The sequence below is a fragment of the Gemmatimonadaceae bacterium genome, assembly GCA_036504815.1.
GTDB lineage: Bacteria > Gemmatimonadota > Gemmatimonadetes > Gemmatimonadales > Gemmatimonadaceae > PNKL01.
This window is the reverse complement of the sequence record DASXUN010000030.1, coordinates 93,967-119,154: the sequence shown is the minus strand read 5'-3', so window position 1 is coordinate 119,154 and position 25,188 is coordinate 93,967. Positions and strand designations below refer to the sequence as shown.

The window sequence follows — 25,188 nt, the reverse complement described above, 5'->3', positions numbered from 1 at the left end:
CACTCCCGGTTCGACATTCCGCGTCCCCGCCGTCAGCCTCAGCTCGCAACCGTCACCTCGATGACCACGGCGAACGTACGCACGTCCGTCGGCCGCAGCACGCCGACGCCGATCACATGGCGCGCGATCTCCTCACCGCGCTCGTCGCGGATTTCGGCGACCATCGAGTATTCCCACGGTTCGCTCTCCGGCGGGGGCGTGATCTTTCCCTCGACACGGAAGGGCACGAGCATGGGCGCAACGCGCTCGGGCGCCACCTTCGCCTCGAAGCGCAGGTGCTTCCGGCACGCCGGGCAGACGGCCGCGCTGGCGAGGATCGTCTGCCGGCAGTGTGGACACGTTCGCGCCGCGCCCGGCGTCGCCTGACGCCCCACCGTCATGGCATCGCGCCGCGCTCCAGCTTCTTCGCCGGCGCGGGCGCTCCGGCGTCACCCCAGCCGAACTCGACCTGACCGCGCATGCGTGAACCCGCCGCCACGGTGAGCGAGCCTGCCTTGAGGTCCCCGTTGAGCACGCCGGAATCGAGGAGCTCCACCCGGGTCGCTTCGGTGATGTTGCCCTCGAGTTCGCCGCCGATCACCACCGTGCTGGCGCGGACGCCGCCCGTGAGTTTCGCGCCCTGTTCGATGGAGAGGTTGCCCTGCACCTGCACGTCACCCTTGAAGCGTCCCGCAAGGCGCACGTGGCCGGAGCCCTCGATCTTTCCCTCGATCGTGATCTCGGACGCGATGAGCGACTCGCGCTGCTCGCGCGCCGGCGCGGGCGTCTGCGGCGGCGCGACGCGCGGCGTCGGATCAGGGCGCAGGTCGATGTCGCGTTTGATGGGCGTGTCCGCCACGGCAAGCACATCATCCTTCTTCGGCGCGGGTTGGTCCTTCCAGATGGCCATGGACAGAGATCCTCGTTGGGGTGATGAACGCGGCGATGGCGCTCGTACCCCATGTTCCCTCGAGTGTGCCGATGTAGGACGCACGCCGACGAAGCACCGCGAACATCGCTCGCGGGCAACGACACGCGGGCGCATCGCGCCGTCCGAAGACTGGAGGAAACACGAAGGGCCGCCCGGAATCCCGGACGGCCCTTGGCATCCCGCGCGCGGCTCAGCGCTTGTCGGGCAATTTCGCGAGGATCTGCGCCGGGACGTGCGCCGGCGTCACCATGCGGCGACGCGTCGTCGTCTCGGCCTCGACCTTCTTCCAGAAAGCGACCTCGCGCGGCGCGGCGTTCAGCGCAGCCTCGGCCACCGGCTCGCCATCAAGCCAGGCATGCACGGCGTCGGAGATGCGCCCGGTCGGCGCCAACTCCTGGTCGGCCGTCGGCGCTTCCTTGGGCGTGCGGGGCGCTCCCGGTTCGAGACCGTCGCGCGGATCAAGATCTTTGTGCATCACTGGTATCGCTCCTCCAGCAGCGCCTGAAGCGCCTCGCGTGCACGGTGCACGCGCATCTTCAGGGCACCCACGGTCGTGTCGAGCAACTCGGCCATCTCTTCGTACGACCGACCCTCGACGTGCTTCATCACGAACGCTTCCCGCAGTGACGCGGGGAGCGCGGACAACGCGCGGTCCAGGTCGGATCGCAACTCACCCCGATCGAGTTCTTCCTCCGGGGTCTCGTATCCAGACGGCTGATCGTCCTCTTCGTAACTCAGGTGGGTCCGGCGGATGTTCTTGAGCCAGTCCTTGCACCCGTTGGCCACGATGCGGAAGACCCATGCATCGAAGCGCCCGCGCACCTCGCTGAGGTGGTTGTACGCCTTGATGAACGAGACCTGCAGGATGTCCTCGGCGACGTCGGGACTCCCCGTCATTCCCACCGCATGGCGATACAGCGGGTCGCTGTATCGCTGGATGAGACTGCCGAAGGCGTTCCGGTCCCCGGCGAGCACGCGGTCAATAACCGCCTGGTCCGCGTCGGCCTGTTCTTGCTGCGGCGAGGGCTGGCTCAGTTTCACGACGCTAGTGTAATGCCACACACGCGCCGGGGACAGGCCCACCCCCACCGCCGCCCGAACGGGCCACGCTGGGGTGTCGCACAATTGAGACGAGCCGATTGCCGACTGGTAACACCGACGTCGCGTCGGCGGACGGCGCCCGTTGCTCGCGCGCACCCATCTGTGCTACAGCGGCCGCGGCGGAATCGGGATCGACAGGCCGTAGCGGGTGTTCAGCGCGGCGGCCACGCGGTCGGCAAGCAGCTCGTGGCCGTACGCGCTGGGCAGCACGCCGTCGAGCGAGGTCGCAAGACCGAACGGGGCGTCGCTGCTGAAGAAGCCCGTCGCCGTGAAGGCGGGCGCGTGGAACGGCACCTCGCGCGCGAAGAGCGGCACCTCCACGTATACGAACTCCCGCTTCTCCGCAGCCGCCTTGATGGCGGCGTTGATCGCGGTGATGGTCTGCGTGATCAGCGCCGCATCGGTGGCGGTGAGGATGTAATCCGCCTCGCCGGGCCGGTTGGCGCACGAGAGCGGCTGCGACGTTCCCGCCGCTCGGGCCGCCGCGGCCAGCGACGGCAGCACCGCCACGGTCTGCACGAGATTCGTGCTCCCCTGACAATCCGGTTGGACCTCAAGACCGAATGCGTCCAGCGCGGTGCGCTGTTGCCAGAGGTCATCGCCGCTGCGCCAGGCGGGGAGCGACATCAGCTGCGGAACGCCGACGAAGACGGCGCGGGCGCCCGTCGCCTTCACGCTGTCGGCGATCGAATCGAACACGACGGCGAAGACGGCGGCAGGCATCAGCGTCCACGCCGTCTTCTGCGTGTAGCTCGTCCCGGTCACCACGAGGCCCGTCGTCGCCGCGCGCAAGACCTCGCCGGCGCCGAGCTCCAGGGCGACGAGCGTGGGCTGCTGCGCCTGCATGGCCTGCACCTGCGTCTGCACGGTCGGGAGGACGAGCTGGTACCGCGCCTGGTCGAGCGAGGCCGGCTGCGAGACGAGCGAGCGCGGCGACGTGTGCAGGGCGTCCCACGCCGTGGCGCCCGAAACCGCCACGCTATTGGCCGGGAGCGTGTCGGCGCCAAGCCGGCCACTGCACGTGTAGGTACCGGCGACGACCGGTCCGGCGAGCGTGCGGAACATCGACAGCGGCGCCACGAGCGGCGGGGTGCACCCGGGCGCCTTGAGGGCCGGCACGCGGAACGGCGCGCCGACGCGCGCCGCGAGTCGTGCCGGCCAGGCGGCGATCTGGGACTCGTAGACGACGCCCGCGCCCTGCTCGCCCATCGTCAGGCCGGTGCCCACGGCCACGAAGCGACGGAAGGCCGATGCGCCGGCAGGCGCGCTGATGCGCGCGTCGCCCGAGCAGGCGGCGACCAGCAGCAGCAGAAGCGGCAGACGCGAACGCATTACGAGGAATATGGCCGCGAGGGGAAGCGATTCACAGCGAGGGACGGAATCGACCAGCTAGGGCGACTGAAACGCATCCCAGCCGCGGGCCCGCACCAGCGCACCATGCTGATCCAGCATCGGGGGTTCACGTCGTACACTCCCCGGCGCGAGGGGAGCCACCCCGGTCAGCGGCGACGCCTCCACGTCCCGCAGCGCCTCGAGCACCGGCTTGACGACGCCACATGGCACGCGCGCGCCCTCCAGCGCGGCGAGCCAGGCCGCCGCCGGCTGTGTGCGGATGCGTTCCGCGATCGCCCCCACGACGGCCTCACGATGCGCGAGGCGGCCGCTATTGGTCCGGTAGCGCTCGTCCTCGGCCATCGCAGTGAGGCCGAGGGCACGCATCGCGGCGATGAACTGGGCGTCGCTTCCCACCGCGATCACGATGGGCCGGTCGAGCGCGTCGAAGAGCTGGTAGGGCACCAGATTCGGGTGCGCGTTACCCCAGCGCGAGACGCCGCGCCCCGACACGAGCGCATTCTGGGCGACGTTCACCAGCGACGCGATGGCGCTGTGCGCGAGTGAAATGGTCAGGTGGCGCGCCCCCGCGTCGCGCGGGTGATCACGCCCGGCGAGCGCTGCAAGGATCGCGATCGCGGCGTCCTTCCCGGCAATCACGTCGGCCAGCGCGACCCCCACTTTCATGGGCGCGCCAGTGGGCTCACCCGTGATGGCCATCCACCCCGACTCCGCCTGCACGACAAAATCGTACCCGGGGCGATCGGAGTCCGGGCCGAACCCGGTGATCGTGCACCAGATCAACCGCGGGTGTTCGGCCAGCAGGCGCTGTGGGGCGAGTCCCCAGCGTTCCAGCACGCCGCGCTGGAAGTTGTCCACGACGACGTCGGCCTGCGCGGCGAGTGCCCGCACCAGCGCGGCGCCCGCGTCGGTCGAGAGGTCCAGGGCGACGGAGAGCTTGTTCCGGTTGATCGAGAGGAAGTAGGCACTTCGCCCCGCTGCGTCGAACGGCGGCCCCCACCCTCGGGTGTCGTCACCACCCTCCGGACGTTCGACCTTGATCACATTTGCGCCCAGATCGCCGAGAATCATCGTGCAGAGCGGCCCGGCAAGCACTCGGCTGAGGTCGAGAATTCTGAGTCCTGAAAGCGGAAGTGTCTCCATTATGTATTGATAATGTGTTGATTGTGTATTAAAAATGTACTATTCTCTTCGATATTGCGAGCAAGAACTTCGATCCAGAAATTCGTTCCGGTCACCTTGATTATCTCTACGAAAATCATATACTTGGCCCCGATCAATGGGCGAGCGCTCTAACGAGACGTTCCTGAGCGCCCCCTCGCTCCATCGCCTAGTGCTCGATGCGATGGGGCCCGACGCCGGGGCCTGCAACCGGCGGCTCGAGCAAGGAGCATCAAAATGACAGACAAAGCCCCGGCCAAGCCAGAAGGGAGCGGCACTGTGTTGCCCCGCCGACATCCCGGTCATCGTGGCCAGGACGTCCGCGACGCGGTCGCCGAGATGGCGGCCAAGGCCGCCGAGATCTCCATGGAGGCCGGCAGCAAGATGGCAGCCGCCATGAAGGATGTCATCAACGCCGCCGCCGGCTTGAGCGGGTTTGCCATCGAAAGCGCGCGCGATGTGGTGCAGTTCATGGTGCGCCGCGGCCAGATGACGCAGGACGAGGCCGACAAACTGCTGCACGGCGTCGAGGAGGCGTGGAGCAAGAAGCACAAGGCGGCGAAGCCGGCCGCGAAGGCTGAGGTCCACAAGCCGGCCGCGCACAAGCCAGCCGCGCATAAGCCAGCCGCGCATAAGCCAGCCGCGCACAAGCCGGCCGCGCACAAGCCGGCCGCGCACAAGCCGGCAACGCACAAGGCGGCCCCCGCGAAGAAGGCACCCGCCAAGAAGGCCCCCGCCAAGAAGGCACCCGCCAAGAAGGCGCCGGCGGCCAAGAAGCCGGCGCCCAAGAAGTAACCGGCGCCGACTTCCACGCGACGTGACGGGCGCGCACCTTCAGTGGGGCGCGCCCGTTTCCCTTTTCCTTCCCTGCCTGTGTCCGTGATTCCGCCACCGCGTGGCGATGCCGTCGCCCTCACCGCAGCGCTCGTCGCCGTTGACTCGCGCAACCCAACACTGGTGCCCGGCGCCCCGGGTGAAGGCGAGTGTGCACGGATGCTCGCCGATGTGCTGACCACGTGGGGATTCCGTGTCGCGCTCATGGAGACGGCCGCCGACCGGCCGAATGTCGTGGCCCGCATCGGGCGCCCCGGGGGACGCACGCTGATGTTCAACGGGCACCTCGACACGGTTGGCGTGGCGGGGATGACGCACCCGCCGTTCGAGCCGGCGATCCGAGAGGGGCATCTCTTTGGCCGCGGCAGCTGCGACATGAAGGGTGGCGTGGCGGCGATGTGCGCCGCGGCCGTACATGCGGCCGATGCGGGGATCGACGGCGAGATCGTGATCGCCGCCGTGACGGACGAGGAATGGCAGTCGGCCGGAACCGCGGCGCTGATTGCGCACGGCGTGCGCGCCGATGCCGCGATCGTCACCGAGCCGACGCGACTGGCAATCGGCCCGGCGCACCGCGGCTTTGCGTGGGCCGTCGTGCAGGTGCACGGCGTGGCGGCGCACGGCTCGCGGTATGACGTGGGGGTGGACGCGAACACGATGGCCGCCCTGCTGCTGGCCGAGCTCGAGGTGTACCAGCAGACGGTCCTGCCGCAGCGCACGCATCCGCTGCTCGGACGCGGTTCGTTCCACGCCGCGCGCATCAGCGGCGGGCAGGGGCTCTCGACCTACGCGGACTGCTGCCGCGTCGAGTTCGAGCGCCGCACCCTTCCAGGGGAGACGGGCGAGAGTTTCGCCGCCGAGCTGCGCGCCGCCTGCGACCGCGTGGCGGCGCGCGACGCGCGCTTCCGCGCCGACGTGGAGGTGACCTTCGTCCAGGCGTCCAACGACGTCGCCGTGGACGCGCCCATCGTGCAATCGCTGTCGCGCGCGATCGAGGCGGTCGAGGGGACGGCACCGGCGGTGGAAGGTCTCTCGTACTGGACGGACGCCGCGCTGCTTTCGGCCGCCGGCATTCCCGCCATCTGTTACGGGCCGGGTGACATCCGGCTGGCGCACAGCGCCACGGAGTGGGTGCCGGTGCAGGAGGTGCAGCGGGCCACGGCGGTGCTCGCGCAGGCCGCCCTGGACTGGTTCGGGGTGCGCTGAGTGCAGCTGACCGTCAAGCAATATGACGCCCTCGAGCACGCCATCTCCCGCGGACTGCGGATCGCCGTCTTCCGGCGCGGCACCGAGTTCCTGGTCATTCCCGAGCGGCTGGTGCTGCGCAACCGGCGCGAGTGCATCGAGGCGCGTCACCCGACCACGGGCGACCATCTCACGCTCTGGCTCGATGAGGCCGAGCGGCTGGAGATCGTGAAATGAGCGTGGAACTGGTGGCGATCTACGCCGACGAGTCGTGCCTGGGCAACGGCCAGGCCGGCGACAATCCGGGCGGTGCCGGCATCCTGATCGAGTATCAGCGGCCGGGCGGCGCGCTGGTGCGCCGCGACCTCTGGGTCAGCGAGCCGGCGACGACCAACAACCGGATGGCGCTGCGCTCCGTCATCGAGGCCCTGCAGGCGATCGGCGCGAAGGGCGGCCGGTTCCGCGTCTGTTTCACCTCCGACTCACGCTACATCGTGGACGGCATGACGGGGTGGGTGCACGGCTGGGCGCGCAACGGCTGGAAGCGCAAGACCGGCGCCATCGAGAACCTCGACCTGTGGTGCGCCGCGCTCGCCGCCTGCGAGGGGCACGCCATCGCCTGGCGGTGGGTGCGCGGACATGTCGGGCACGCGCAGAACGAATACGCGAACCATCTCGCCACCCGCGCCGCCGCCGACCAGACGGCGAGCGGCGGACTGGTGGAGTCGGCGTTCGATGAATGGCTCGCCGCGTACCGCGCCCGCGGCAGCCGCGCGAGCGAACCAGACGCCTTTCCCGATGGCGCGACGTTCACGCCGCACGCATCTTTGCCACGGATCGGTTGACGTCACGCCGGAGGCTGGAATGCGCTTGCTCCTCGGACTGCTGCTCGGACTGGCCGCGGGATACTCCTACGGCTTCTATGACGGTCGTCACCACACAGAGCCGACGGTGCTGCGGATGGTCAAGTCCGTCACGAATTCGAGGATCAACTCCGTGCAGCGCGCCGAGTCGCTGAAAGTCGACGCCGAGAAGAAGTTGCAGCAGAACGCAGACGAAAAGATGAAGGCGGCTCACTAGATGGCTGACCAGCTCGAGAGACTCTTTCGCATCCTGGTGCGTCGGATCCGAGACGTGCGACCGGAACACCTGTCGCGCGCCTTTGAAGTGGGCGAGATCCTGCGCACCTTCGTGCCGTACCGCTCCACGCGCGCCGAGATGGGGATCGACTCCGCGGAGGACTACGAAGTCCTGGTGCTCCGCCTCCTTTCCGGCGAACGCGGGCTGCTCTTCGTGGACGATGCGATGCAGGAGGACCTGCGACGCGAGCTGGATTCCGGGAACCCCGACCTGCGGGCACTGCACGCGTACAGCACGGCGAAGGTGACGCTGGCGCAGCACGCGATGCGCCAGGTGCTGGAATCGGCGCCGGCCCCGGAGGTACGGGCAAGCGAGACGACACCGCCATCGCACGCGGCCAACCCTTCGGAAATCTCGGCGGCGCTGGACGCGATCCAGCGTCAGCTCCCGCCGAGCCCGGCGGACCTGGGTGAGGCACTCGGCGCCGGCAGCCACGCGAAGCCGCGGGCATCATACCAGGCGCGCGGCGCGCACATTCCGGACCCGACCATCGAATCGGTGATGCGCACGCCGCGCCCGGGATGCCGCTTCTGCGGCCAGATGCTGCCGGAAGGCCGCGCGGTCACGTTCTGCCCCCACTGCGGGCAGAACCTGAAGGTGAACCGCTGTCCGGGGTGCAGCGCCGAGATTGATCCGGCCTGGAAATTCTGCGTGGTCTGCGGCCGCGCCTCGACAACCAGTTGACCGGCGGGCCGAACCGGAACCGGCGCGCGCGCTCCGCCGTACGGAAGGTGAGACGCGGCTGGTCGCTGACCAGCGCCGTGGTGTGACTGACTCCTGCAACCTCCCGGCGCGCCCTGGCGCGCGGCTTCTGCCATGACCAACCCCTTGTCGCCACGCCCCGATGACCGTGCCCTCAGCCGCGCCGCGCTGGAGCGTGTGCTGGCGCGCGCGATGGAACTGCATGTCCACGGAGACGACGCGGCGGAACGCAGCGACGATCTGAGCGAAGCGCGCGTCCTGGACATCGCACGCGAGGTGGGCATTGCGCCCGAGGCCGTGCGCCAGGCCATCGCCGAGGAGCGGGCACGGGCGCCGCTGGCGGCCGCCCAGCGCGAGAGCGATGCGATGCTCGCCGACCCGGCGATCTCGGCGGCGCGCGTCGTGCCCGGGGCGCCCGGCGAGCTGCTTGGCCGGCTCGAAGCCGTGCTTGCCCACGACGAATCGCTGGGCGTGATTCGCCGCTACCCCGACCAGTTGGTGCTCGAGCCGAAACGGGGCGTGTTCGACCAGGTGGCGCGCGCGATGGACTTTGGGGGCAAGGGCTACTACCTGTCGCGGGCGAGCGAGGTGGTGGTCAGCGTCGGTGCCGTGGATGCGCGGCGCACGCATGTGGCGCTCGCGGCGGACCTGCGCCGAGCCCGCAGCAAGCAGCTGGCGACGCCCATCGCCCTGGCCGTCATCGGCGCGCTGGCGGGGGTGCCGCTGGCGGTGCTGACGCTCTACCCGTGGCTCGGGGCGCTGCCGCCCATCGTGCTGGGGTGGGTTGGCTGGGTGGTCGCGCGCAATGCGTGGCGCGCGCTGCGGCGGCAGGCGCTGGTGTCGCTGGAACGGGTGCTTGACCGGCTCGAGTTCCCCGACCGGCCGTCGCCCACGCAGCAACTGATCGACGGACTGACCCGGAGCCTGCTCCCGTCCAAGTAGCGCCATCCGGAGGTCCGGCGCGGTGGCAGCCACAACGCGCGGCTCCGTAGATTTGCCGCATGCCCACCGCCGACACCGCCGCGCGCGTGCGAGAAGCCGAGCGCTTCTCGCGCGAGATCCTGCCAGCGGTGTCGCGGACATTCGCGCTCTCCGTGCGGCTGCTGCGCGGCGAGCTGGGACGATCGGTGCTCTGCGCCTACCTGCTATGCCGCATTGCCGACACGCTCGAGGATGACGGCACCGCCGCCCCCGAGGACAAGGCACGCCTGCTCGAGGAGTTCCTTGGCTGCCTGGACGACGCGGCGGCGGCCGACGCTTTTCCGGCGCGGGCCGCGCTCATCCGCGGCGACGCGGCGCACGTGCGGCTGTTGCGCAACACCCACCTGGTCTGCGTGCTCTTCCGCTCGCTCCCGCCGGCCGCCAGCGCCCGCGTGGCGCACTGGGTGCGCGAGATGGCGCGCGGCATGGCGGCCTTTACCCTGCGGCATCCGCATGGCCTGCGCATCCAGACGGTCGAGGAATACCGCGAGTACTGCTACTACGTGGCCGGGACGGTCGGCTGCATGCTGACCGAACTCTGGCGCGAGTTTGGCCACGTACCGGCCACCCGGTATGACGCGCTGTGGGCGCGCTGCACGCATTTCGGCGAGGCGCTGCAGACCGTGAACATCCTGAAGGACATCGCCACCGACGCCGAGCGCGAGAATGCCATCTACGTGCCCGAGGCGACGCTCCGCGCGCACGGCGGGTCGCAGGCGACGCTCCTCGATGCGGCGCACCTCGCGGCGAACCGGGCGGCGGTGGGCGAGTTCATCGCGCTCGCGTGGACCGATCTCGACGAGGCGTTCGAGTACCTGCTGCTGGTCCCGCGCCGCGCCGTGACCGTGCGCGCCTTTTGCGTGCTCCCCCTGCTCTACGCCTATGCCACGCTGCGCGAGCTGACGCGTTCCGATGCGATGCTGCGTCCGGGCGGGGTGGTGAAGATCGGCCGCTCCGAGGTCCGCGGACTGATGATCGCGGGGCTGGCGGCGCTGGGGAGCAACGCGCTGCTGCGCCGGCTCATTGCGACGGTGCGCGAGCGCCCGTTCGGCACGCTGGCGGGGTGAATCGCGCACCCGCAGCCGGCGGCCCTCACGTTCATTCGGTCAGCGCCATAAATTCCGCGGAACCCCAACACCCTTCCGATGCCGCATTTCTACGCTGCGCCCAAGGTCTCCGTCCTCTCGCGCCCGCAGTTCATCGAGCCTGCCCATCTGCCGGTGCAGTGGCAGGGCCAGAGCACCGACGGCGAGCGGCTCTCCGAGTTCGCGGGACGCCTGTGCTACATGAGCCAGCGCAATCCCGCGAATCGCTCGACGCGCGACTATCTGGAGAACATCAAGAAGCAGGGGCACGGCTCGGTGCTCGAGCACGCCAACTTCTCGCTCCTGCTCGAGGGGATCAGCCGGTCACTGACGCATGAACTCGTGCGGCATCGCGCCGGCTTTGCGTACTCGCAGCTCTCGCAGCGCTACGTGGACGAGAGCGACGCCGCGTTCGTGATCCCCCCGGCCATGCTCGGCGACGAGGCGCTGGTGGCGCAGTGGAAGGCCCAGGTGGAGTCGGCGCAGGCGACGTACATCGCCCTGGTCGAGAAGCTGATGGAACGGTACAGCTGGGTCGCCGACAAGGTGCACCGCCGCAAGATGGCGCGCGAAGCGGCGCGCGGCGTGCTGCCGAACTCGACCGAGACGAAGATCGTCGTGACCGCCAATGTGCGCGCGTGGCGCACGATGCTGGAACTGCGCACGGGCGAGGGGGCCGAGCAGGAGATTCGCCGCCTCGCCGTGATGGTGCTGCGCGTGCTCCAAGTGGAGGCGCCGGGTTTCTTCAGCGACTTCGAGATCTACACCGCCGACGACCGGGTGGAGTCGGCGCGGATCGGCTACCACAAGGTGTGAGCGCGCGCGGCGGCGTCCCCTGGGATCGTCTCGACGGGCCGGCGCAGGCGGGCCGGCCTTAATACCGTCGTGCAAGAGCAGGGCGGGGCGTGAAGTGAATTCACGCCCCGCCCGGTCTTCTCGACGGTGACCGTCGTTACTCCTCCGCTTCCTCCTTCTTCTCCTTCTCCGACTCCGCTATCACCTTGGCCGCGGCTTCGTGCGGCATCAGTTCATACGTGTGGAACTTGTGCGTGAAGGTGCCGCGACCCTGCGTCATCGACTGGAGCTTCGTGGCGTAGAGGTACAGCTCGGCCTGCGGCACGATGGCCTTCACCTTGGTGCCGATGCCGTCGATGTTCTCGGAGCCGAGGATCTGGCCGCGGCGGCCGGAAATGTCGCCCATCACGTCGCCCAGATAGACGTCGGGGGTCAGAATCTCGACCTCATGCAGCGGCTCGAGCAGCACGGGCCGGCACTTGGGCGCGATGTTCTTGAAGGCGAGAATGCCCGCCATCTTGAATGACGCTTCGTTCGAGTCCACGGAGTGCGACGACCCGTCGAAGCACTCGCAGATGAAGTCCACCACGGGATAGCCCGCGAGGATGCCGCGTTCGGCGGCTTCCTGCACGCCCTTGTCGACCGCGGGGATGTACTGGCGCGGGATGACGCCGCCCTTGATGGCGTCGACGTACTCGTAGCCCTTGCCGCGCGGCGCCGGGCGCAGCTTGACCCAGCAATCGCCGAACTGGCCGCGGCCGCCCGATTGCTTCTTGTGCCGCCCCTGCCCTTCCGCCGTCGCGGTGAGCGTCTCGCGATAGGCGATGCGCGGCGTCTTGAGCGTGGCCGTCACGTTGAGCACCCGCTTCAGCTTGGCCATCGCCACTTCCACGTGGCGCTCGCCCATGCCGCTGAGGATGGTCTCGTGCGTCTCGGCGTCGTAATGGGTCTCGAACGTCGGATCCTCGTCGTGGATCTTGTGCATCCCGACCTGCAGCTTCTCCTCGTCGGCGTGGACCGTGGCCTTCACGGCGTAGGTCACGAGCGGCGGCGGGAACTCGATCTGCGGCAGGCGGACCGGGTGCTCCCGGGTGGACAGCGTGTCGTTGGTGTGCGTGTTCTTGAGCTTCGCCACGCAGCCGATGTCGCCGGGGAAGAGCCGTGGCACCTCGAGGCGCTCGCGTCCCTGCGGCACCGACAGGTGCATGAGCTTCTCGGTCAGGTCGCGCGTGGCGTTGAAGACCTCCTGCCCGTTGGCCACCGTGCCGCTGAAGGTGCGGAAGTACGTCACCTCGCCGACGTGCGGCTCGGTCATCGTCTTGAAGCAGAGCGCGGTGAACGGCGCGGTCTCGTCGGGATGGATGTCAACGGTCTTGTTGCCTTCGGCCCCCTTGAACGCCTTCTGCTCTTCCATGTCGTACGCCGACGGCATCAGCTGCACGAGGAAGTCGAGCACCGTGCGGACGCCCCAGGTGAGCTGGGCGGAGCAGCAGAGGAGCGGGAAGAGCTCCTGCCGCTTCATCGCCTGCTTCATGGCGGCCATTTCTTCCTCGCCGGGGATCTCCTCGCCGCCGAAGAAGCGCTCGAGCAGCGCGTCGTCGGTGGCCGCGATCGCCTCGACCATTTCCTGGTGGTACTTCTCGAAGCGCGCCTTCTCCGAATCGGGGATCTCCGTCTCGGTGTACTCGCCCGACTTCGTGCCGGCGGCAAAGACGTGCGCCTTCTTGGTGAAGAGGTTGATGATCCCCTTGAAGCCGGCGCCGGCGCCGATGGGAATCTCCACCGGCACCACCTTGGCGGTGAGCTTCTCCTTGATCGCTTCGTACGCGCGGTCGAAGTCGGCGTGTTCCTTGTCCATCAAGGTGACGGCGAAGAGCACGGGATCGCGGCGCGAAAGCGCCTCGCGGAACATGCGCTCCGTGCCCACCTCGACGCCCGCCGCCGCGGCGACGGTGATCAGCGCGCCATCGGCGGCGGTGAGGCCAGCAATCGCATCGCCCTGGAAGTCGAGGAACCCGGGCGTGTCGATCAGGTTGATCTTGGTGTCACGCCACTCGGCGAAGGCGCAGCCCATGGAGATGGAAAAACCGCGCTCGATTTCCTCGGGAGAGGTCACGGTCAACGCGGTTCCGTCCTTGACTTGGCCATGTCGCTTGCTGCTGCCGGACACGAAGGCGAGGGCGTCGACCAGTGTGGTCTTGCCGCTCGTCCCGTGTCCCACTACCGCGACATTTCTGATTGCCTCACTCCTGTACTCTTTCATGCTGCCCTCCGCCGATCAAATCGGCGTCGCTTAATAGGTACGGGAGCATCCAATTAGTTCACGCGAACGTCAAGGGTAAGCGTCCCTGACCTGGGTGTAGGGGAACGAGGAGGGGGATGAGGTGCGAGGGCGGAACGAGGAGGCGGTAGAGGCGTGGGGACGTGGAATGAGTGCAGGAACGGGAGAGGGAAACCACCTGGCTCGCGCGTCTCGTTCCACCTCTCGTCCCGCGTTCCTGGGCCTCTACCCCCTCCTCGTTCCGCAATAAGAACGCGCGGCCCGCCATCAGGCGGGCCGCGCGCGCAACCGACGGATCGAGTCAGTTCTCGTCCGCATCCAGGTCGTAGGTCAGCCCTTCGGCCTCGCGCAGCACGGCGAGGACCGCTTCGGATGTCGCGGCGGACGCGAAGGCCGGTGTTGGCGTGAAGGAGAACGAGACCGCGCGCCGCGTCCCTTCGGGCCAATCGGGCATGCGGAGGCCGCCGACGAGGCGACGGATGGCCTGCCCGCCTTCCAGCAGCAACGCCTGGGCCGTCTCCGCGAGCACCGCCAGCGGGATCTGGAGATCGCGCGTCACGAGTTCGCCGGTCTCCTCGTCGCGCCACGCCGCGTCGCCGACGGCGCCGCGTTCGGGCCAGACGCCGACGTGACGAACGGTGTCGGCACGGTCATCGGCCGAGCGCCGCGATTCAAGGGCTGCCGCCAGCGCGAGCGCGAGGGACTCGGGGCTCGGAACGCCGTACAGCGTCACCACATCGCGTGACGGACGCTCCATCGTGAGCGGCGAGGGCACCGAACTAACGTGCGCCAGCACGCTCGAGTGTTCGGGCGGCTGCTCCTCTACCATCACGAGAACGTCCATACTTCCTCCAAGGGGGCACTGCTTCATAGATGATTACCTGCAAGGACCGAGCCGCGTCACGCTCGCCCTGTCACGGAGATGTCACGAACCGGCGTCGACGGACCCGATCCCTCTGATGCCACACCTTCCACCGGCCGCGCGCTGCTTGTGATCGGCGCGCGACGCACTGCCGGCTCGTGTCATACACCGCCGCACTGTGCGATGCTCCACGCACAACGCCTCAGCCCGGGCGAGCGCGTCCCGGCCAGTCTGCCGCACCGGGCGCAACGTGACGCACGTCACTCGTCGCCGGCGTATAGTCCGTCTTGACGCGGTAGCGGCCACACGACGGATTAACAGCAGGCGTTTGCTGACGTCTCCCTCCGCAGTCCCCCCTCGAGCCGACCATGCGCCGCCTTGCCCCCGCTTTCGCCCTCGTCATTGCCGGCTGCTCCAGCGCGTCCACACGCGTCGCGTCGCCCGTGGTCGTGCGCGGGGAGTCGATGCTCGCCGCCAGCACGGCGCGCACCCAGACCTCGGACCAGCAGGCCGTGCACGCCCTGTCACGCCTCACGTTCGGCGCGCGTCCCGGCGACCTGGATCGCCTGCATGCCATGGGCACCGACCGCTGGATCGACGACCAGCTGCACCCGGAGCGCATCGACGACGCGAAGGCCGAGGAGTGGGCCGGCGAGTTCGAGGTCGTGCAGAAGACCGCCGCGCAGCTCGAAAACGAGTACCAGAACCCCGGGGTGTTGGCCAGCCAGCTCTCGTCGCGGAACGCCGGCGCGCTCACACGCGAGGACTCGGCGCTCCTTCGGCACGCCCGGCAGAACGTCCGCCGCATCGCCGAGGAGGCGCAGGTGACGCGGGTGGGACGCGCCCTGCTCAGCGAGCGGCAGCTGCAGGAAGTGATGACCGATTTCTGGCTCAATCACTTCACCGTCTTTGCCGGCAAGGGGATCCGCGAGCAGTACTATCTGGCCGACTACGAGAACCGCGTGGTCCGGCCGCGCGCGCTGGGCAAGTTTCGCGACCTGCTGGGCGCGGTCGCCAAGAGTCCCGCGATGCTCTTCTATCTCGACAACTGGGAGAGCGCGGCCGACAGCGGGCGTCCCCGGCTGGATGGCGTCAACGCGCCAATCGCGCGCCGCGCCGTGCCGCGGCGGTTTCCGGCCGCCGCCAACCCGTCGTCGCCCGTCGCGCCGCAGGCGCAGCGCCGTCTCCGCGCCGGTCTCAATGAGAACTACGGTCGAGAGCTCCTCGAACTGCACACGCTGGGCGTGGACGGCGGCTACACGCAGCAGGATGTGATCAACGCCGCCCGGGCGCTCACCGGCTGGACGATCGCGGGGCCGCGTCAGGGCGGCAGTTTCACCTTCACGCCGTTCATGCACGACGCCGGCGAGAAACAGGTGCTTGGCCACCGGCTGAGGGCGGGGCGCGGCATCGAGGACGGCGAAGAGCTGCTCGACATCGTGGCGCGGCATCCGAGCACGGCACACCACATCGCGTTCAAGCTGGCGCGCCGATTCGTGAGCGATACGCCGAGCCAGACCCTCGTGGACCGCGCGGCGGCGACCTTCCTGCGCACCGATGGCGACCTCCGCGAGGTCGTGCGGACCATCGTGACGAGTCCGGAGTTCTTCTCGCGGGAGGCCTATCGTGCCAAAGTGAAATCGCCGTTCGAAGTGGTGATCAGCACGTTGCGCGCGCTGGACGCGCCGCCGGATCGTTCCGTTCGCACGGCGCAGCTCGTCGCCGGCCTGGGTCAGCCGGTCTACGGTCGCCAGACGCCGGACGGCTGGCCGGAGACCGCGGACGGATGGCTCGGCACCGGTGCCATCCTGAACCGGATCAATTTCGGGCTCCTCGTTGCCGCGGGCCGGGTGCCGGGCGCCAATCCGCTGTCGCTTCCAGGCGCCGACATGCTGCGGCAGGCGGCGCGCGATGTACAGGTGGACGCCGTGGTGACGGCATTCCTTGGCGGCGACGTCTCGAGCGTGACGCGTGCCGTCCTCCTCACCGGCAAGAATCCGCTGCTCGACACCGCCGCCACGCTGCCGCCGCTGCGCGCGCTGCCCCAGCTGATCGGGCTCGCGCTGGGCAGTCCCGAGTTCCAACGGAGGTAGCCCCCATGCATCGCCGCGTCTTCGTTCGAAACTCCGCCCTCGCGCTCGTGACGATGGGACTGAGCCCGAGCTTCCTGCGCCGCACGGTTCTGGGCATGGAGCTGCCTCGGGCCGCCAAGGGCAAGGTGCTGATCTGCCTCTTCCAGCGTGGCGCGGCCGACGCGTTGAACGTCGTGGTGCCATTCGGCGAGCGCGCGTACTACGGGTTGCGTCCCGCCATTGCCATCGCCCCGCCGTCCCGCGCCGCGGGAGAGGCGGGGGCCCTGGACCTCGATGGCTTCTTCGGGCTGCATCCGGCGCTGGCGCCGCTCAAGCCGCTCTGGGATCGCGGCCTGCTGGCGCCCATCCACGCGGTGGGGAGCCCGAGCGCGACGCGGTCGCACTTCGACGCGCAGGACTACATGGAGAGCGCGACGCCCGACAACAAGGGGACGAGCGATGGCTGGTTGAACCGGTACCTCGCGACGTCGGGAACGTGCGAAGCATGCACGCCAAGTCCGTTCCGCGCGGTCGCGATGACGCCGCAGACCCCCCGCGTGCTCCAAGGAAGCGCCCCGACGGTCGCCATGAACTCGGTGGCGGAGTTCACGGTGCGCGGCGGTGGCACGCAGGCTGCCCAACTCGAAGCGCTTTATCGCACCGGGTCGGCCGACCTGATCCACGGCACCGGCACCGAGATGTTCGAGGCGGTGAAGATGCTGCGCGCGGCGAATCCGCAGCGCTATCAGCCCGAGAACGGGGCTGCATACCCCGCGACGCAGTTCGGACAGCGCCTGCTCTCGATCGCGCAGCTGATCAAGTCCGGCGTCGGCTTGGAGATCGCGTTTGCGGACGTCGGCGGCTGGGATACGCACGTCAATCAGGGCGCGGCCACTGGACAGCTGGCCCAGCGGCTCGCCGACTTCGGGGCGTCCATCGCCGAGCTCGCCACCGACCTCGGCGATCGCATGCAGGATGTCGTGATCGTGACGATGTCCGAATTCGGGCGCATGGCGCGGCAGAACGGCAGCGGGGGCACCGATCACGGACACGCGGGAGCGATGTTCGTCATCGGCGGGTCGGTGAACGGTCGCCGTGTGCATGGGCGCTGGCCGGGGCTCGCCCCCGAACAGCTGTACGAGGGGCGCGACCTGGCGCTGACGACGGACTTCCGCGCGGTATTCGCCGAAGTCGCCGTCAAGCACCTTGGCGCGACGTCGCTCGAGTCGCTCTTTCCCGGCTGCCTGCCTGGCGCGATGCCCGGCGTGCTCGGCTAGCGGCGGCCGCGCTACTGATTGGAGCGTGCACGCCGCTAGAATTCGGGATCATGCGTTGCATCCGAATCTTCGCGCTGGCCGCAGTGTGGTGGGCGTCTCCCGTGCTGGCCCAGGCGACCGCGCCGTCGCTCCCGTACAAGGTCCCGATCCTGCAGTACCACCTCATCGGCGACAGCGACAGCCGGTGGAAGCGTTCGCGTGACGGGTTTCGCCGCGACCTGCAGCTCCTGTACGATCGCGGCTACCGCCCCATCACGGTGGCCCAGCTGGTCGACCGGCAGTTCGACATCCCCGGCGGAACGTCGCCGGTGGTCTTCACGTTCGACGACGCGTCGCCGGGCCAGTTCTCCTACATCGAACAGCAGGGCAAGCTCACGATCGACCCGAACAGCGCGGTCGGCATCTGGCTCGACTTCAGCCGGAAACATCCGGACTGGAAGCCGCGCGCGACATTCTGCCTGCTGCCGGCCGCCAAGGCGGGCCACGCGTTCTTCGGCGACAAGGGAATCGACGGGCAGAAGTCGGAATGGCGCCTGTCGAAGGTGCGCTGGCTCGCGGCGCAGGGCTTCGAGTTGTGCAACCACACGCTGTGGCATGGCCAGCTCAACAGGTTCAGCGAGGCGATGGTTCAGGAGCAGATTGCCCGCGGCGCGCTGGCGATCGACTCCGCCGTGGCGGGCTATCGGGTGCGAACCTTCGCCCTCCCGCAGGGTCTCTGGCCGAGGAATCACGCGCTGGCACGCGCCGGCACCTGGACCGACGCCAGGTCGGGACGCACCACCGCCTATCGCCATGACGCGATCCTCGAAGTCACGGGCGCCCTGCAGGGCACACCGTACGGACCGGGATTCAACCCGCTGGAGATTCCGCGAACGCAGGTGGTCGGCAACAATCTCGCGAAGCTGCTCGACGACATCGAGCCTCGGCGTTTCCGTCCACGCTAGCGGTGGCGCGCGGCATCGCGCGCGGCGGACACTCTAGCGACCGCGCAGTGCCTCGATGGCGCGGTCGATTGCCTCGCGTTGCGCCGGATGCGGCGCGGTGCGACGCAGCGCCGCAAATGTCTCGAGGGCCAGCTTGATGGCGACGGGATCGTCTTCGGTGGTGCCGACGGAGGCGGCGTTGTCGGCAAGATTCGCGCGCGCGAGGTCATCCTCGGGAAAGCGTTCCGTCACTTGCAGCCAGCGGTTCATGCGCGCCCGCGGGTCGGTTTCCGTCAGCGCCCAGAGGTGCCAGCCGCCGCGATGCGCGGGATCGGCGCTGATGGCCCGCGACGCGAGTTCGCCGACCACGTCGGGCCCCCGGCCGCTGAGCCAGTACGCGTTCGCGAGGCGCACCAGCGCGCGGGCGTGCAGCGGCTCGCGCGCCACGACAACCTCCATCAGCGGACCGAGCACCTCGGGCAGGGCGGCGTGCGCGTCGGCCGCGGCGAAGAGTTCGTCCGTGGGCGACGCGTCAGCCAGCGCCTGCAGCTCGCCGAGCAGCCGGGGTACGTCGTGGTGTCCCTTGTAGGCATCGACGATCGCCGTAAGCCGGGACAGCGTGTGAGCCGGGTTGGTCATCGCTCCCAATTTATGCGCTTCATCCGGAAAGGCGGGGCACCGGAGGGTTGCGCGAAGGGAGGGACCCCACCATACTCCACTTCACTTGGCCTGCGCGTTGCGCACGCCGGTGAACGCACCCCTCCGCCTCTGCCGCCTGTCGCGGCATGCGACTCCGGCGCTCGGCGCCGCGAGTGACGGTGTGTCCGTTGGATCCTGCCGGGCCCCGTGACGTTCCGTGGCCTGGGATGCCGAGGCGCCCCGCGCGCCCAATCTCGTCCGTATTCATCGAAGGTTTGCACGTTGGCGCGCCATGGCGCGCGCGGTCCGTGGAAGTCACGGGCCCTGTCCCAGAGGAAGCTGTCGGAGTGCCCACTCCCATTCTTGGTCGGCCCGCGTGTACGCGGAGCGGACCCCTATCGTTTCGCATCAACACCACATACTGACGCATGGCCGAGAATCGTCGTCCTCGCCGTCGCGGCCGCCCCACGCGTTCGCGCGGGCAGACCGCTCCCGAATCCACTTCGGCCGAGCCCGATCCGTACCTCGACTCCGCAGCGCCTGATGCGCCAGCGGCACTCGAGGCCCCCGCTGCCCCAGCGGACCCTGCGCCAGTAGAGACGTCGGCAGAAGCGCCGTCGGCTCCGGCAGCCCCGCTCGAAGGCGCGCCCCCCACCTCACCGGTGGAGGCAGGAAGCCCCGACGGCAACGGCGCCAGCCGACCGCCCTTCGAACACCGGCGCGAGGGACGCGAAGGGCGGGAGGGACGAGAAGGGCGCTTTGGCCGCCGCGGTCGCCGGCATCGGGGCCGCAATCGCGGCGGGGTGGAACCCAACGGACAGCCGGCAGGCGGCGGCGCACCGCCGCAGCCGATTGTCGCCGACAGCGAGACGTCCGGCTGGTACGACCCGTCGCGCGACGCCGGTTTCATCCGGCGCGCGGGGGCGAGCTACCTCGAGGACCAGGGCGACGCGTACGTGCCATCATTCCTCGCCCGGCAATTCGGGCTGCGCAAGTCCGATCTGGTGAAGGCCACCACGGGGCGCGACCATCGCGGCCGTCCGACGTGCGTGGACATTCTGTCCATCAACGGCCACGACCCGCTCGAGGCGGTGCGCCGTCCGGACTTTGCCTCACTGACGGCGAGCTATCCCGACCGGCGCCTGACGCTCGAGACGGGACGCCCCGCACGCGTCGGCCCGGAGCTGACGCGGCGCTGCATCGACCTGATCGCGCCGATCGGCTACGGCCAGCGCGCGCTCATCGTGGCACCGGCGCGCGCCGGCAAGACGATGCTGCTGCAGGCCATCACCGAGGGCGTGGCCCTCAAGCATCCCGACGCCACGCTGCTCATCCTGCTCGTGGACGAACGGCCCGAGGAAGTGAGCGAAGCCATCTCGTGGGGCGTGGGTGAAGTGATCGCGTCTTCGTTCGACCAGCCGGCGCGGCGCCACGTCGAAGTCACCGAGATGGTGCTCGAGCGGGCGCGCCGCCTGGTGGAGCTGGGCAAGGACGTGGTGATCGTGCTCGACTCGCTCACGCGCATGGCGCGGGCGCACAATACCGCCGAGCGCGGCACCGGTCGCACGATGTCGGGCGGCCTCGACACCTCGGCGATGGCGAAACCCAAGGCGTTCTTCGGCTCGGCGCGCAATATCGCCCCGGAAAACGGGGGCGGCTCGCTGACGATCATCGCGACGGCGCTGGTCGAGACGGGATCGCGCATGGACGACGTGATCTTCGAGGAGTTCAAGGGGACCGGCAACTGCGAGATCAAGCTCGACCGCGGACTGTCGGAGAAGCGCATCTTCCCCGCGTTCGACATCGCGAGTTCCGGCACGCGGCGCGAGGAGAAGCTCTACAAGCCCGGCCAGCTCGATGCCATCTACAGTTTGCGCCGCGGGCTCCAGCAGATGCCGCCACAGGCCGGCATGGAGTGGCTCATCAAGCGCATCGGGAGCACGCCGGACAACGACACGCTGCTGGCGGGGCTGCTCTAGTCGCGTCGACGCATGGCGAAGAGGGTCCGAGACTGTTGTCTCGGGCCCTCGCTGCTTAGCCGCGCTCTGATGGCACCATCAGCGTGGCATCGCCGGATGGCGATTCGGTCGGCACGAAGCGCCGGGCGCGCCGCTCCCATCGCAACAATCGGTAGCCATGTGATACCGCCCACGCGCGCGCGTCGGCGCGCGATTGCTGATGCAGCGACATCCAGTATTCGTCGAATTCCCCCAGAATGACCGGCCGGAACCTGGCAATGGCACGCTCGGCGCCAGCGAGCACCATGAGCTCCGACCCTTCGACATCAAGCTTGATGAAGTCGAGGCGTGGCAGGGCCGCCGTCTCAATCCAGCCATCGAGCGGCCGCATCGTCACGGAGATCTGGCCGGCGCCAGCCGCGACGATCGCGGCGGTGCCGGAGGACGCGGTGGTGACGGATGAACGCAGCCACATGTCAACGGTCCGCTCCGCGTCGCCCAGTGCGAAGGGCACGATCACAACGCGGGCCAGGGCGTTGTCCGCCACGGCGCGCTCGAGCCGCGTGAGATTGGCTGGCACCGGTTCGAAGGCATACACCATGCCCTCCGCGCCGACGTGCCGTGCCAGTGGCACGGTCCACGCGCCGACGCTCGCCCCAACATCAAGGGTCACGCCGCCGGTCGCGAGCCGCGCGCAGACGGCGTTGCGCAGGTCGTCATCCCAGATCCCCAGGAAGACCGCGCGTCCCTCGGCCGCGTCGCGTACGTCCCACGTCATGACGCTGCCGTCCTTCATGCGCACGCGGCAGAGGCCGTCCGCCGGCGCTCGAAGCGGAAGCAGCAGGCGACGGAGTACATCCGCCACCTGCCACTTGCCGCGAAAATGCGGGAGCGTCCGGCTTAGCCTCGCAACGGCATCAAACGCGAGCGTCCCGAGCGCGGCGCTCACGTGCCGCTGCCTAGCTCCTCGAACAGCGCCGCGATGGCGCGCATGCCCTTGTTGAAGTTCTCCACGCTCATCCACTCATCGGGCGCGTGGGCGTTCTCGCCCGGCAGACCGAAGCCCATCAGCAGCACCGGGACGCCGAGGATGCGCTCGAAATCACCGACCACGGGAATGGAGCCGCCCTCGCCGGTCACCACCGGTTCGCGACCAAACGCCGCCGACAGCGCCTTCTTGGCGGCGTCGAACAGCGATCCCTCGAGGTCGGCGCGCCATGGCTTGCCGCCGTGCAGGTGCGTGACCGTGGCGGTCACTCCCTTGGGCGCGACCTTGGCGACGTGCGCCTTCATCAACGCTTCGATCTTGGCGGGATCCTGCTTCGGCACCAGGCGGCAGCTGACCTTGGCCATGCTCACGCCGGGGAGCACCGTCTTGGCGCCCTCGCCGGTGTAACCGCTGAGCAGGCCGTTCACCTCGCAGGTCGGGCGCGTCCAGAGCTTCTCGAGCACGGTGAACTGCGGTTCGCCGCCGAGGGACGGCGCGCCGACTTCCTGGCGGAAATGCTCCTCGTCGAACGGCAGCTTGCGCATGCCGGCGATGACGTCGGGCGGGAACGGGAGCACGTCGTCGTAGAAGCCGTCGATCATGATCTTTCCGTTGGCGTCGTGCATCGTCGCGAGGATGCGGGCGAGCGCCATGGCCGGGTTCACCACGGCACCGCCGTACGAGCCCGAGTGCAGGTCCTGCGCCGGGCCGCGCACGTTGATCTCGAAGTACGCGAGTCCGCGGAGCGAGCTGAGGATGCTGGGGATGCCGGGGGCGAACATGGATGAATCGGAGATCACCACGCCGTCGCAGGCGAGCCGTTTCTTGTTCTTCTCGATGAACGGCGCGAGGTTCTCGCTGCCGACCTCCTCCTCCCCCTCGGCGATGACGATCACATTGACCGGCAGCTTGCCGCGAACCTCCAGCATCGTCTCGAGCGCCGCGATATGCGCGAACAGCTGCCCCTTGTCGTCCACGCTGCCGCGGGCGAACAGCTTGCCATCGCGAACGGTCGGCTCGAAGGCGGGCGAGGTCCACAGGTTGAGCGGCTCGGCCGGCTGCACGTCGTAGTGGCCGTAGACCAGGAACGTGGGCGCGCCAGCGGGTGCCTTGCGCCACTCGGCCAGCACGACGGGATGCCCGGGCGTCGGGCACGTCTCGACGGCGAATCCCATCTTCTCAAAGCGTCCGTGCACCCAGGCGGCGGCGCGCTGGGTATCGGCGTTGTGCTCGGCCTTCGCGCTGACACTCGGGATGCGAAGGAAGGCGAAGAGATCGTCGAGGAGCTGCGCTTCGCGTGCGGCGAAGCGTCCTTCAAGGTCGGCCGCGATGGTCATCGGGACTCCGGTATGGACGGCGTTGAATGCCCGGGCCAGCCGCCGCGCCAGTCGCGGAGCAACCAGGCGCGCTGGCGCCCGAGCAGTAGACCGTGGGCGGATCGCACCACGGGGGGGCCTTGATCGACACGTGAAAAATATGGCGCGAGCGCCACGATGGGGGCGGGTTCCGCGGCCGCCGCTTCCGGGGCAGCCTCATCCAGCACGAGCACGAGCGCGTCGCCGGGGCTCGCGCGTTCGCGGAAGCCCCACCAGAGATCGTACTGGTTGGCGCGGCCGGCGAGATTGGTGGAGAAGACGCCGATGGAGTCGCGACCTGACTGGCGCAGGCCCCATGCGAGCTGGGCCGCCTGCTGGTAGCGATCGGCCGCCACCCAGACGTGCCGCGGCATGGGCTCTCCCCGTCGCGCCGACTGCGCGATGCGCACCGCTTCGCCAACGCCGCCGGCGACGGCGTCCCATCCGTACGCCTGACTTATGGGGTCGCGTCCCGGACGCAGGCCGAGGCGTGGCGCGAGCAACGTGGCGGCATCGACATAGACGAGCACCACGAGCGCCGCACCCAGCCAGAGCCCGCCGCGCAGCCATCCCCGGCGCACTCCATGGGCCGCCTCGAGCGCCACGAGGATGATCGCGGGGAGCCACGCCGAGGCGGGCCAGTTGGCCTCCACGTTCTTTCGCGTCGCGCTCCAGGCGAAGAACAGAAGCACGAAGACGCTGACCGACGCCAGCAGGCGAAGCACCGCATCGTCGCGCTGCCGCACGGCGCGCCAGACGGCGCCGACCAGCAGCACGAACAGGATGGGTGATGTGAGGCCGGCCTGACCGCCAATCAGGTTGAGCTCACGGGTCACCACCGCGCCGAGGCCTGTCGCCTTGGGCGCGCCGAGGCCATGCCCGAACTGGAAGGCGAACGAAGTCCACTCATGCGTGGCATTCCACCACAGGTTCGGCGCGAGCACCACAGAGGCAATCGCCACCGCAACGTATGGCCCTGGCTCACGAAAGCGCGCCCGCAGCGGCGCGTAGAGCGCGCACGACAGCGCGATGGCCGCCGGCACCAGCACCGCCGTGTACTTGGAGAGCATCGCCACGCCGATGGCGACGCCCGCGACGCTCCACCAGCGCAGCGCCGCGCGCGATGCCGCCGGCGCCTCCAGCGCTTCGACTACGGCATGCAGCGTCCAGGCCAGCGCACAGAAGAGCGGGGCGTCCGGCGTCGCGAGCACATAGCCGGCCGCGGCAAGCGGCAAACAGGCGAAGATGAGCGATGCCCACAGGGCGGCCGCATCTCCGCCCAGCCGCCGGGCCGTACGAAGCACGGCGAGGCCGGCCAGCGTGCCGGCCAGCACGGAACCGACGCGCACGCCCAACGGCGAGTCGCCGCCGAGGGCGACAAGCCAGGCGATGGCCGGCGGATGATCGAAGTAACCCGCCGCCAGGCGGCGGCTCCATTCCCAGTAGTACGCCTCGTCGTTGGTGAGCGGGACGAGCGCGGCCATCAGCAGGCGCAGCACCGTGCCGGCCGCGAGCAGCTGCAGGGCGCGCGTCCACTCGGCGGTGGCCGCCCGATGTGCCGGAGAGGAGACGGTCATGGAACGAAG

General features: G+C 69.2%; 25 protein-coding genes. 13 read left to right on the top strand and 12 right to left on the bottom strand.

Annotated features, from left to right (window positions below):
• Positions 1 to 38: 38 nt before the first annotated feature.
• The 6 genes from VGJ96_14640 to VGJ96_14615 form a co-directional block, all read right to left on the bottom strand.
• On the bottom strand, positions 39 to 380 hold the full coding sequence (locus tag VGJ96_14640) for a hypothetical protein (protein HEY3288355.1): 342 nt from the start codon (positions 378 to 380) through the stop codon (positions 39 to 41).
• Positions 377 to 889 carry a polymer-forming cytoskeletal protein gene (locus VGJ96_14635; protein ID HEY3288354.1) on the bottom strand — a complete coding sequence of 171 codons (513 nt, stop codon included), beginning with the start codon at positions 887 to 889 and terminating at the stop codon, positions 377 to 379. The genes VGJ96_14640 and VGJ96_14635 overlap by 4 nt, the downstream gene beginning before the upstream one ends.
• A gap of 211 nt (positions 890 to 1,100) precedes the next feature.
• Positions 1,101 to 1,388, bottom strand: coding sequence for a hypothetical protein (locus tag VGJ96_14630; protein ID HEY3288353.1), 288 nt, complete (start codon positions 1,386 to 1,388; stop codon positions 1,101 to 1,103).
• A complete protein-coding gene (locus VGJ96_14625; protein HEY3288352.1) occupies positions 1,385 to 1,951 on the bottom strand; it encodes an RNA polymerase sigma factor in 567 nt (188 codons plus the stop codon). The genes VGJ96_14630 and VGJ96_14625 overlap by 4 nt, the downstream gene beginning before the upstream one ends.
• 165 nt (positions 1,952 to 2,116) lie before the next feature.
• Positions 2,117 to 3,343, bottom strand: coding sequence for a hypothetical protein (locus VGJ96_14620; GenBank protein ID HEY3288351.1), 1,227 nt, complete (start codon positions 3,341 to 3,343; stop codon positions 2,117 to 2,119).
• 57 nt (positions 3,344 to 3,400) lie between these two features.
• A complete protein-coding gene (locus VGJ96_14615; GenBank protein ID HEY3288350.1) occupies positions 3,401 to 4,507 on the bottom strand; it encodes a CoA transferase in 1,107 nt (368 codons plus the stop codon).
• Positions 4,508 to 4,762: 255 nt separating this feature from the next.
• Here VGJ96_14615 and VGJ96_14610 point away from each other — a divergent pair, with 255 nt between their 5' ends.
• From VGJ96_14610 to thyX, 9 genes are all read left to right on the top strand, one after another.
• Positions 4,763 to 5,320, top strand: a complete 558-nt coding sequence (locus tag VGJ96_14610) for a hypothetical protein (protein ID HEY3288349.1) — start codon at positions 4,763 to 4,765, stop codon at positions 5,318 to 5,320.
• Positions 5,321 to 5,398: 78 nt separating this feature from the next.
• Positions 5,399 to 6,565, top strand: coding sequence for an ArgE/DapE family deacylase (locus tag VGJ96_14605; GenBank protein ID HEY3288348.1), 1,167 nt, complete (start codon positions 5,399 to 5,401; stop codon positions 6,563 to 6,565).
• A complete protein-coding gene (locus VGJ96_14600) occupies positions 6,566 to 6,781 on the top strand; it encodes a hypothetical protein (protein HEY3288347.1) in 216 nt (71 codons plus the stop codon).
• On the top strand, positions 6,778 to 7,389 hold the full coding sequence (locus VGJ96_14595) for a ribonuclease H (GenBank protein HEY3288346.1): 612 nt from the start codon (positions 6,778 to 6,780) through the stop codon (positions 7,387 to 7,389). The genes VGJ96_14600 and VGJ96_14595 overlap by 4 nt, the downstream gene beginning before the upstream one ends.
• Positions 7,390 to 7,408: 19 nt before the next feature.
• The gene (locus tag VGJ96_14590; protein HEY3288345.1) at positions 7,409 to 7,624 is read left to right on the top strand and encodes a hypothetical protein; all 216 of its coding nucleotides are present in this window, start codon (positions 7,409 to 7,411) and stop codon (positions 7,622 to 7,624) included.
• The gene (locus VGJ96_14585) at positions 7,625 to 8,368 is read left to right on the top strand and encodes a zinc ribbon domain-containing protein (GenBank protein HEY3288344.1); all 744 of its coding nucleotides are present in this window, start codon (positions 7,625 to 7,627) and stop codon (positions 8,366 to 8,368) included.
• Positions 8,369 to 8,500: 132 nt separating this feature from the next.
• Positions 8,501 to 9,328, top strand: coding sequence for a hypothetical protein (locus VGJ96_14580; GenBank protein ID HEY3288343.1), 828 nt, complete (start codon positions 8,501 to 8,503; stop codon positions 9,326 to 9,328).
• A gap of 59 nt (positions 9,329 to 9,387) precedes the next feature.
• A complete protein-coding gene (locus VGJ96_14575; GenBank protein HEY3288342.1) occupies positions 9,388 to 10,434 on the top strand; it encodes a squalene/phytoene synthase family protein in 1,047 nt (348 codons plus the stop codon).
• A 78-nt stretch (positions 10,435 to 10,512) separates the two neighbouring features.
• Positions 10,513 to 11,268: an FAD-dependent thymidylate synthase gene (thyX, locus tag VGJ96_14570; protein HEY3288341.1), complete on the top strand. Its 756-nt coding sequence runs from the start codon at positions 10,513 to 10,515 to the stop codon at positions 11,266 to 11,268.
• A gap of 136 nt (positions 11,269 to 11,404) precedes the next feature.
• Here the strand turns inward: thyX and VGJ96_14565 are convergent, their stop codons facing one another.
• Complete coding sequence (locus tag VGJ96_14565) at positions 11,405 to 13,510, bottom strand: elongation factor G (GenBank protein ID HEY3288340.1); 2,106 nt, start codon at positions 13,508 to 13,510, stop codon at positions 11,405 to 11,407.
• 319 nt (positions 13,511 to 13,829) lie between these two features.
• Positions 13,830 to 14,372 carry a hypothetical protein gene (locus VGJ96_14560; GenBank protein ID HEY3288339.1) on the bottom strand — a complete coding sequence of 181 codons (543 nt, stop codon included), beginning with the start codon at positions 14,370 to 14,372 and terminating at the stop codon, positions 13,830 to 13,832.
• Between the two features lie 386 nt (positions 14,373 to 14,758).
• On the opposite strand from VGJ96_14560, the gene VGJ96_14555 reads away from it, so the two are divergent.
• From VGJ96_14555 to VGJ96_14545, 3 genes are read left to right on the top strand one after another with little or no spacing between them, the layout of a single operon-like run.
• Positions 14,759 to 16,483, top strand: a complete 1,725-nt coding sequence (locus VGJ96_14555) for a DUF1800 domain-containing protein (GenBank protein HEY3288338.1) — start codon at positions 14,759 to 14,761, stop codon at positions 16,481 to 16,483.
• 5 nt (positions 16,484 to 16,488) lie between these two features.
• Positions 16,489 to 17,739 (top strand): DUF1501 domain-containing protein, encoded by a 1,251-nt coding sequence (locus VGJ96_14550; GenBank protein ID HEY3288337.1) that lies wholly within the window; start codon positions 16,489 to 16,491, stop codon positions 17,737 to 17,739.
• 50 nt (positions 17,740 to 17,789) lie between these two features.
• Entirely contained in the window at positions 17,790 to 18,683 is an 894-nt protein-coding gene (locus tag VGJ96_14545; protein HEY3288336.1) for a polysaccharide deacetylase family protein, read from the top strand.
• A 33-nt stretch (positions 18,684 to 18,716) separates the two neighbouring features.
• On the opposite strand, the gene VGJ96_14540 is transcribed toward VGJ96_14545, so the two are convergent.
• Complete coding sequence (locus VGJ96_14540; protein HEY3288335.1) at positions 18,717 to 19,301, bottom strand: hypothetical protein; 585 nt, start codon at positions 19,299 to 19,301, stop codon at positions 18,717 to 18,719.
• Positions 19,302 to 20,104: 803 nt separating this feature from the next.
• On the opposite strand from VGJ96_14540, the gene rho reads away from it, so the two are divergent.
• Entirely contained in the window at positions 20,105 to 21,280 is a 1,176-nt protein-coding gene (gene rho, locus VGJ96_14535; protein ID HEY3288334.1) for a transcription termination factor Rho, read from the top strand.
• 55 nt (positions 21,281 to 21,335) lie between these two features.
• Here rho and VGJ96_14530 read toward each other — a convergent pair whose 3' ends face one another.
• The 3 genes from VGJ96_14530 to VGJ96_14520 are packed head-to-tail and all read right to left on the bottom strand — an operon-like array spanning position 21,336 to position 25,179.
• Positions 21,336 to 22,208, bottom strand: a complete 873-nt coding sequence (locus tag VGJ96_14530) for an FkbM family methyltransferase (protein ID HEY3288333.1) — start codon at positions 22,206 to 22,208, stop codon at positions 21,336 to 21,338.
• Positions 22,205 to 23,584: a dipeptidase gene (locus VGJ96_14525; GenBank protein HEY3288332.1), complete on the bottom strand. Its 1,380-nt coding sequence runs from the start codon at positions 23,582 to 23,584 to the stop codon at positions 22,205 to 22,207. The genes VGJ96_14530 and VGJ96_14525 overlap by 4 nt, the downstream gene beginning before the upstream one ends.
• Positions 23,581 to 25,179 (bottom strand): glycosyltransferase family 39 protein, encoded by a 1,599-nt coding sequence (locus VGJ96_14520; protein ID HEY3288331.1) that lies wholly within the window; start codon positions 25,177 to 25,179, stop codon positions 23,581 to 23,583. Before VGJ96_14520 ends, VGJ96_14525 begins: the two co-directional genes overlap by 4 nt.
• Positions 25,180 to 25,188: the final 9 nt, after the last annotated feature.

Bases quoted from the DNA above. Each gene is read 5' to 3' on its own strand.
- VGJ96_14640 (HEY3288355.1), bottom strand. From the start codon at position 380: ATGACGGTGGGGCGTCAGGCGACGCCGGGCGCGGCGCGAACGTGTCCA.
- VGJ96_14635 (HEY3288354.1), bottom strand. From the start codon at position 889: ATGGCCATCTGGAAGGACCAACCCGCGCCGAAGAAGGATGATGTGCTT.
- VGJ96_14620 (HEY3288351.1), bottom strand. From the start codon at position 3,343: ATGCGTTCGCGTCTGCCGCTTCTGCTGCTGCTGGTCGCCGCCTGCTCG.
- VGJ96_14615 (HEY3288350.1), bottom strand. From the start codon at position 4,507: ATGGAGACACTTCCGCTTTCAGGACTCAGAATTCTCGACCTCAGCCGA.
- VGJ96_14610 (HEY3288349.1), top strand. From the start codon at position 4,763: ATGACAGACAAAGCCCCGGCCAAGCCAGAAGGGAGCGGCACTGTGTTG.
- VGJ96_14595 (HEY3288346.1), top strand. From the start codon at position 6,778: ATGAGCGTGGAACTGGTGGCGATCTACGCCGACGAGTCGTGCCTGGGC.
- VGJ96_14590 (HEY3288345.1), top strand. From the start codon at position 7,409: ATGCGCTTGCTCCTCGGACTGCTGCTCGGACTGGCCGCGGGATACTCC.
- VGJ96_14585 (HEY3288344.1), top strand. From the start codon at position 7,625: ATGGCTGACCAGCTCGAGAGACTCTTTCGCATCCTGGTGCGTCGGATC.
- VGJ96_14580 (HEY3288343.1), top strand. From the start codon at position 8,501: ATGACCAACCCCTTGTCGCCACGCCCCGATGACCGTGCCCTCAGCCGC.
- VGJ96_14575 (HEY3288342.1), top strand. From the start codon at position 9,388: ATGCCCACCGCCGACACCGCCGCGCGCGTGCGAGAAGCCGAGCGCTTC.
- thyX (HEY3288341.1), top strand. From the start codon at position 10,513: ATGCCGCATTTCTACGCTGCGCCCAAGGTCTCCGTCCTCTCGCGCCCG.
- VGJ96_14565 (HEY3288340.1), bottom strand. From the start codon at position 13,510: ATGAAAGAGTACAGGAGTGAGGCAATCAGAAATGTCGCGGTAGTGGGA.
- VGJ96_14560 (HEY3288339.1), bottom strand. From the start codon at position 14,372: ATGGACGTTCTCGTGATGGTAGAGGAGCAGCCGCCCGAACACTCGAGC.
- VGJ96_14555 (HEY3288338.1), top strand. From the start codon at position 14,759: ATGCGCCGCCTTGCCCCCGCTTTCGCCCTCGTCATTGCCGGCTGCTCC.
- VGJ96_14550 (HEY3288337.1), top strand. From the start codon at position 16,489: ATGCATCGCCGCGTCTTCGTTCGAAACTCCGCCCTCGCGCTCGTGACG.
- VGJ96_14545 (HEY3288336.1), top strand. From the start codon at position 17,790: ATGCGTTGCATCCGAATCTTCGCGCTGGCCGCAGTGTGGTGGGCGTCT.
- VGJ96_14540 (HEY3288335.1), bottom strand. From the start codon at position 19,301: ATGACCAACCCGGCTCACACGCTGTCCCGGCTTACGGCGATCGTCGAT.
- VGJ96_14525 (HEY3288332.1), bottom strand. From the start codon at position 23,584: ATGACCATCGCGGCCGACCTTGAAGGACGCTTCGCCGCACGCGAAGCG.
- VGJ96_14520 (HEY3288331.1), bottom strand. From the start codon at position 25,179: ATGACCGTCTCCTCTCCGGCACATCGGGCGGCCACCGCCGAGTGGACG.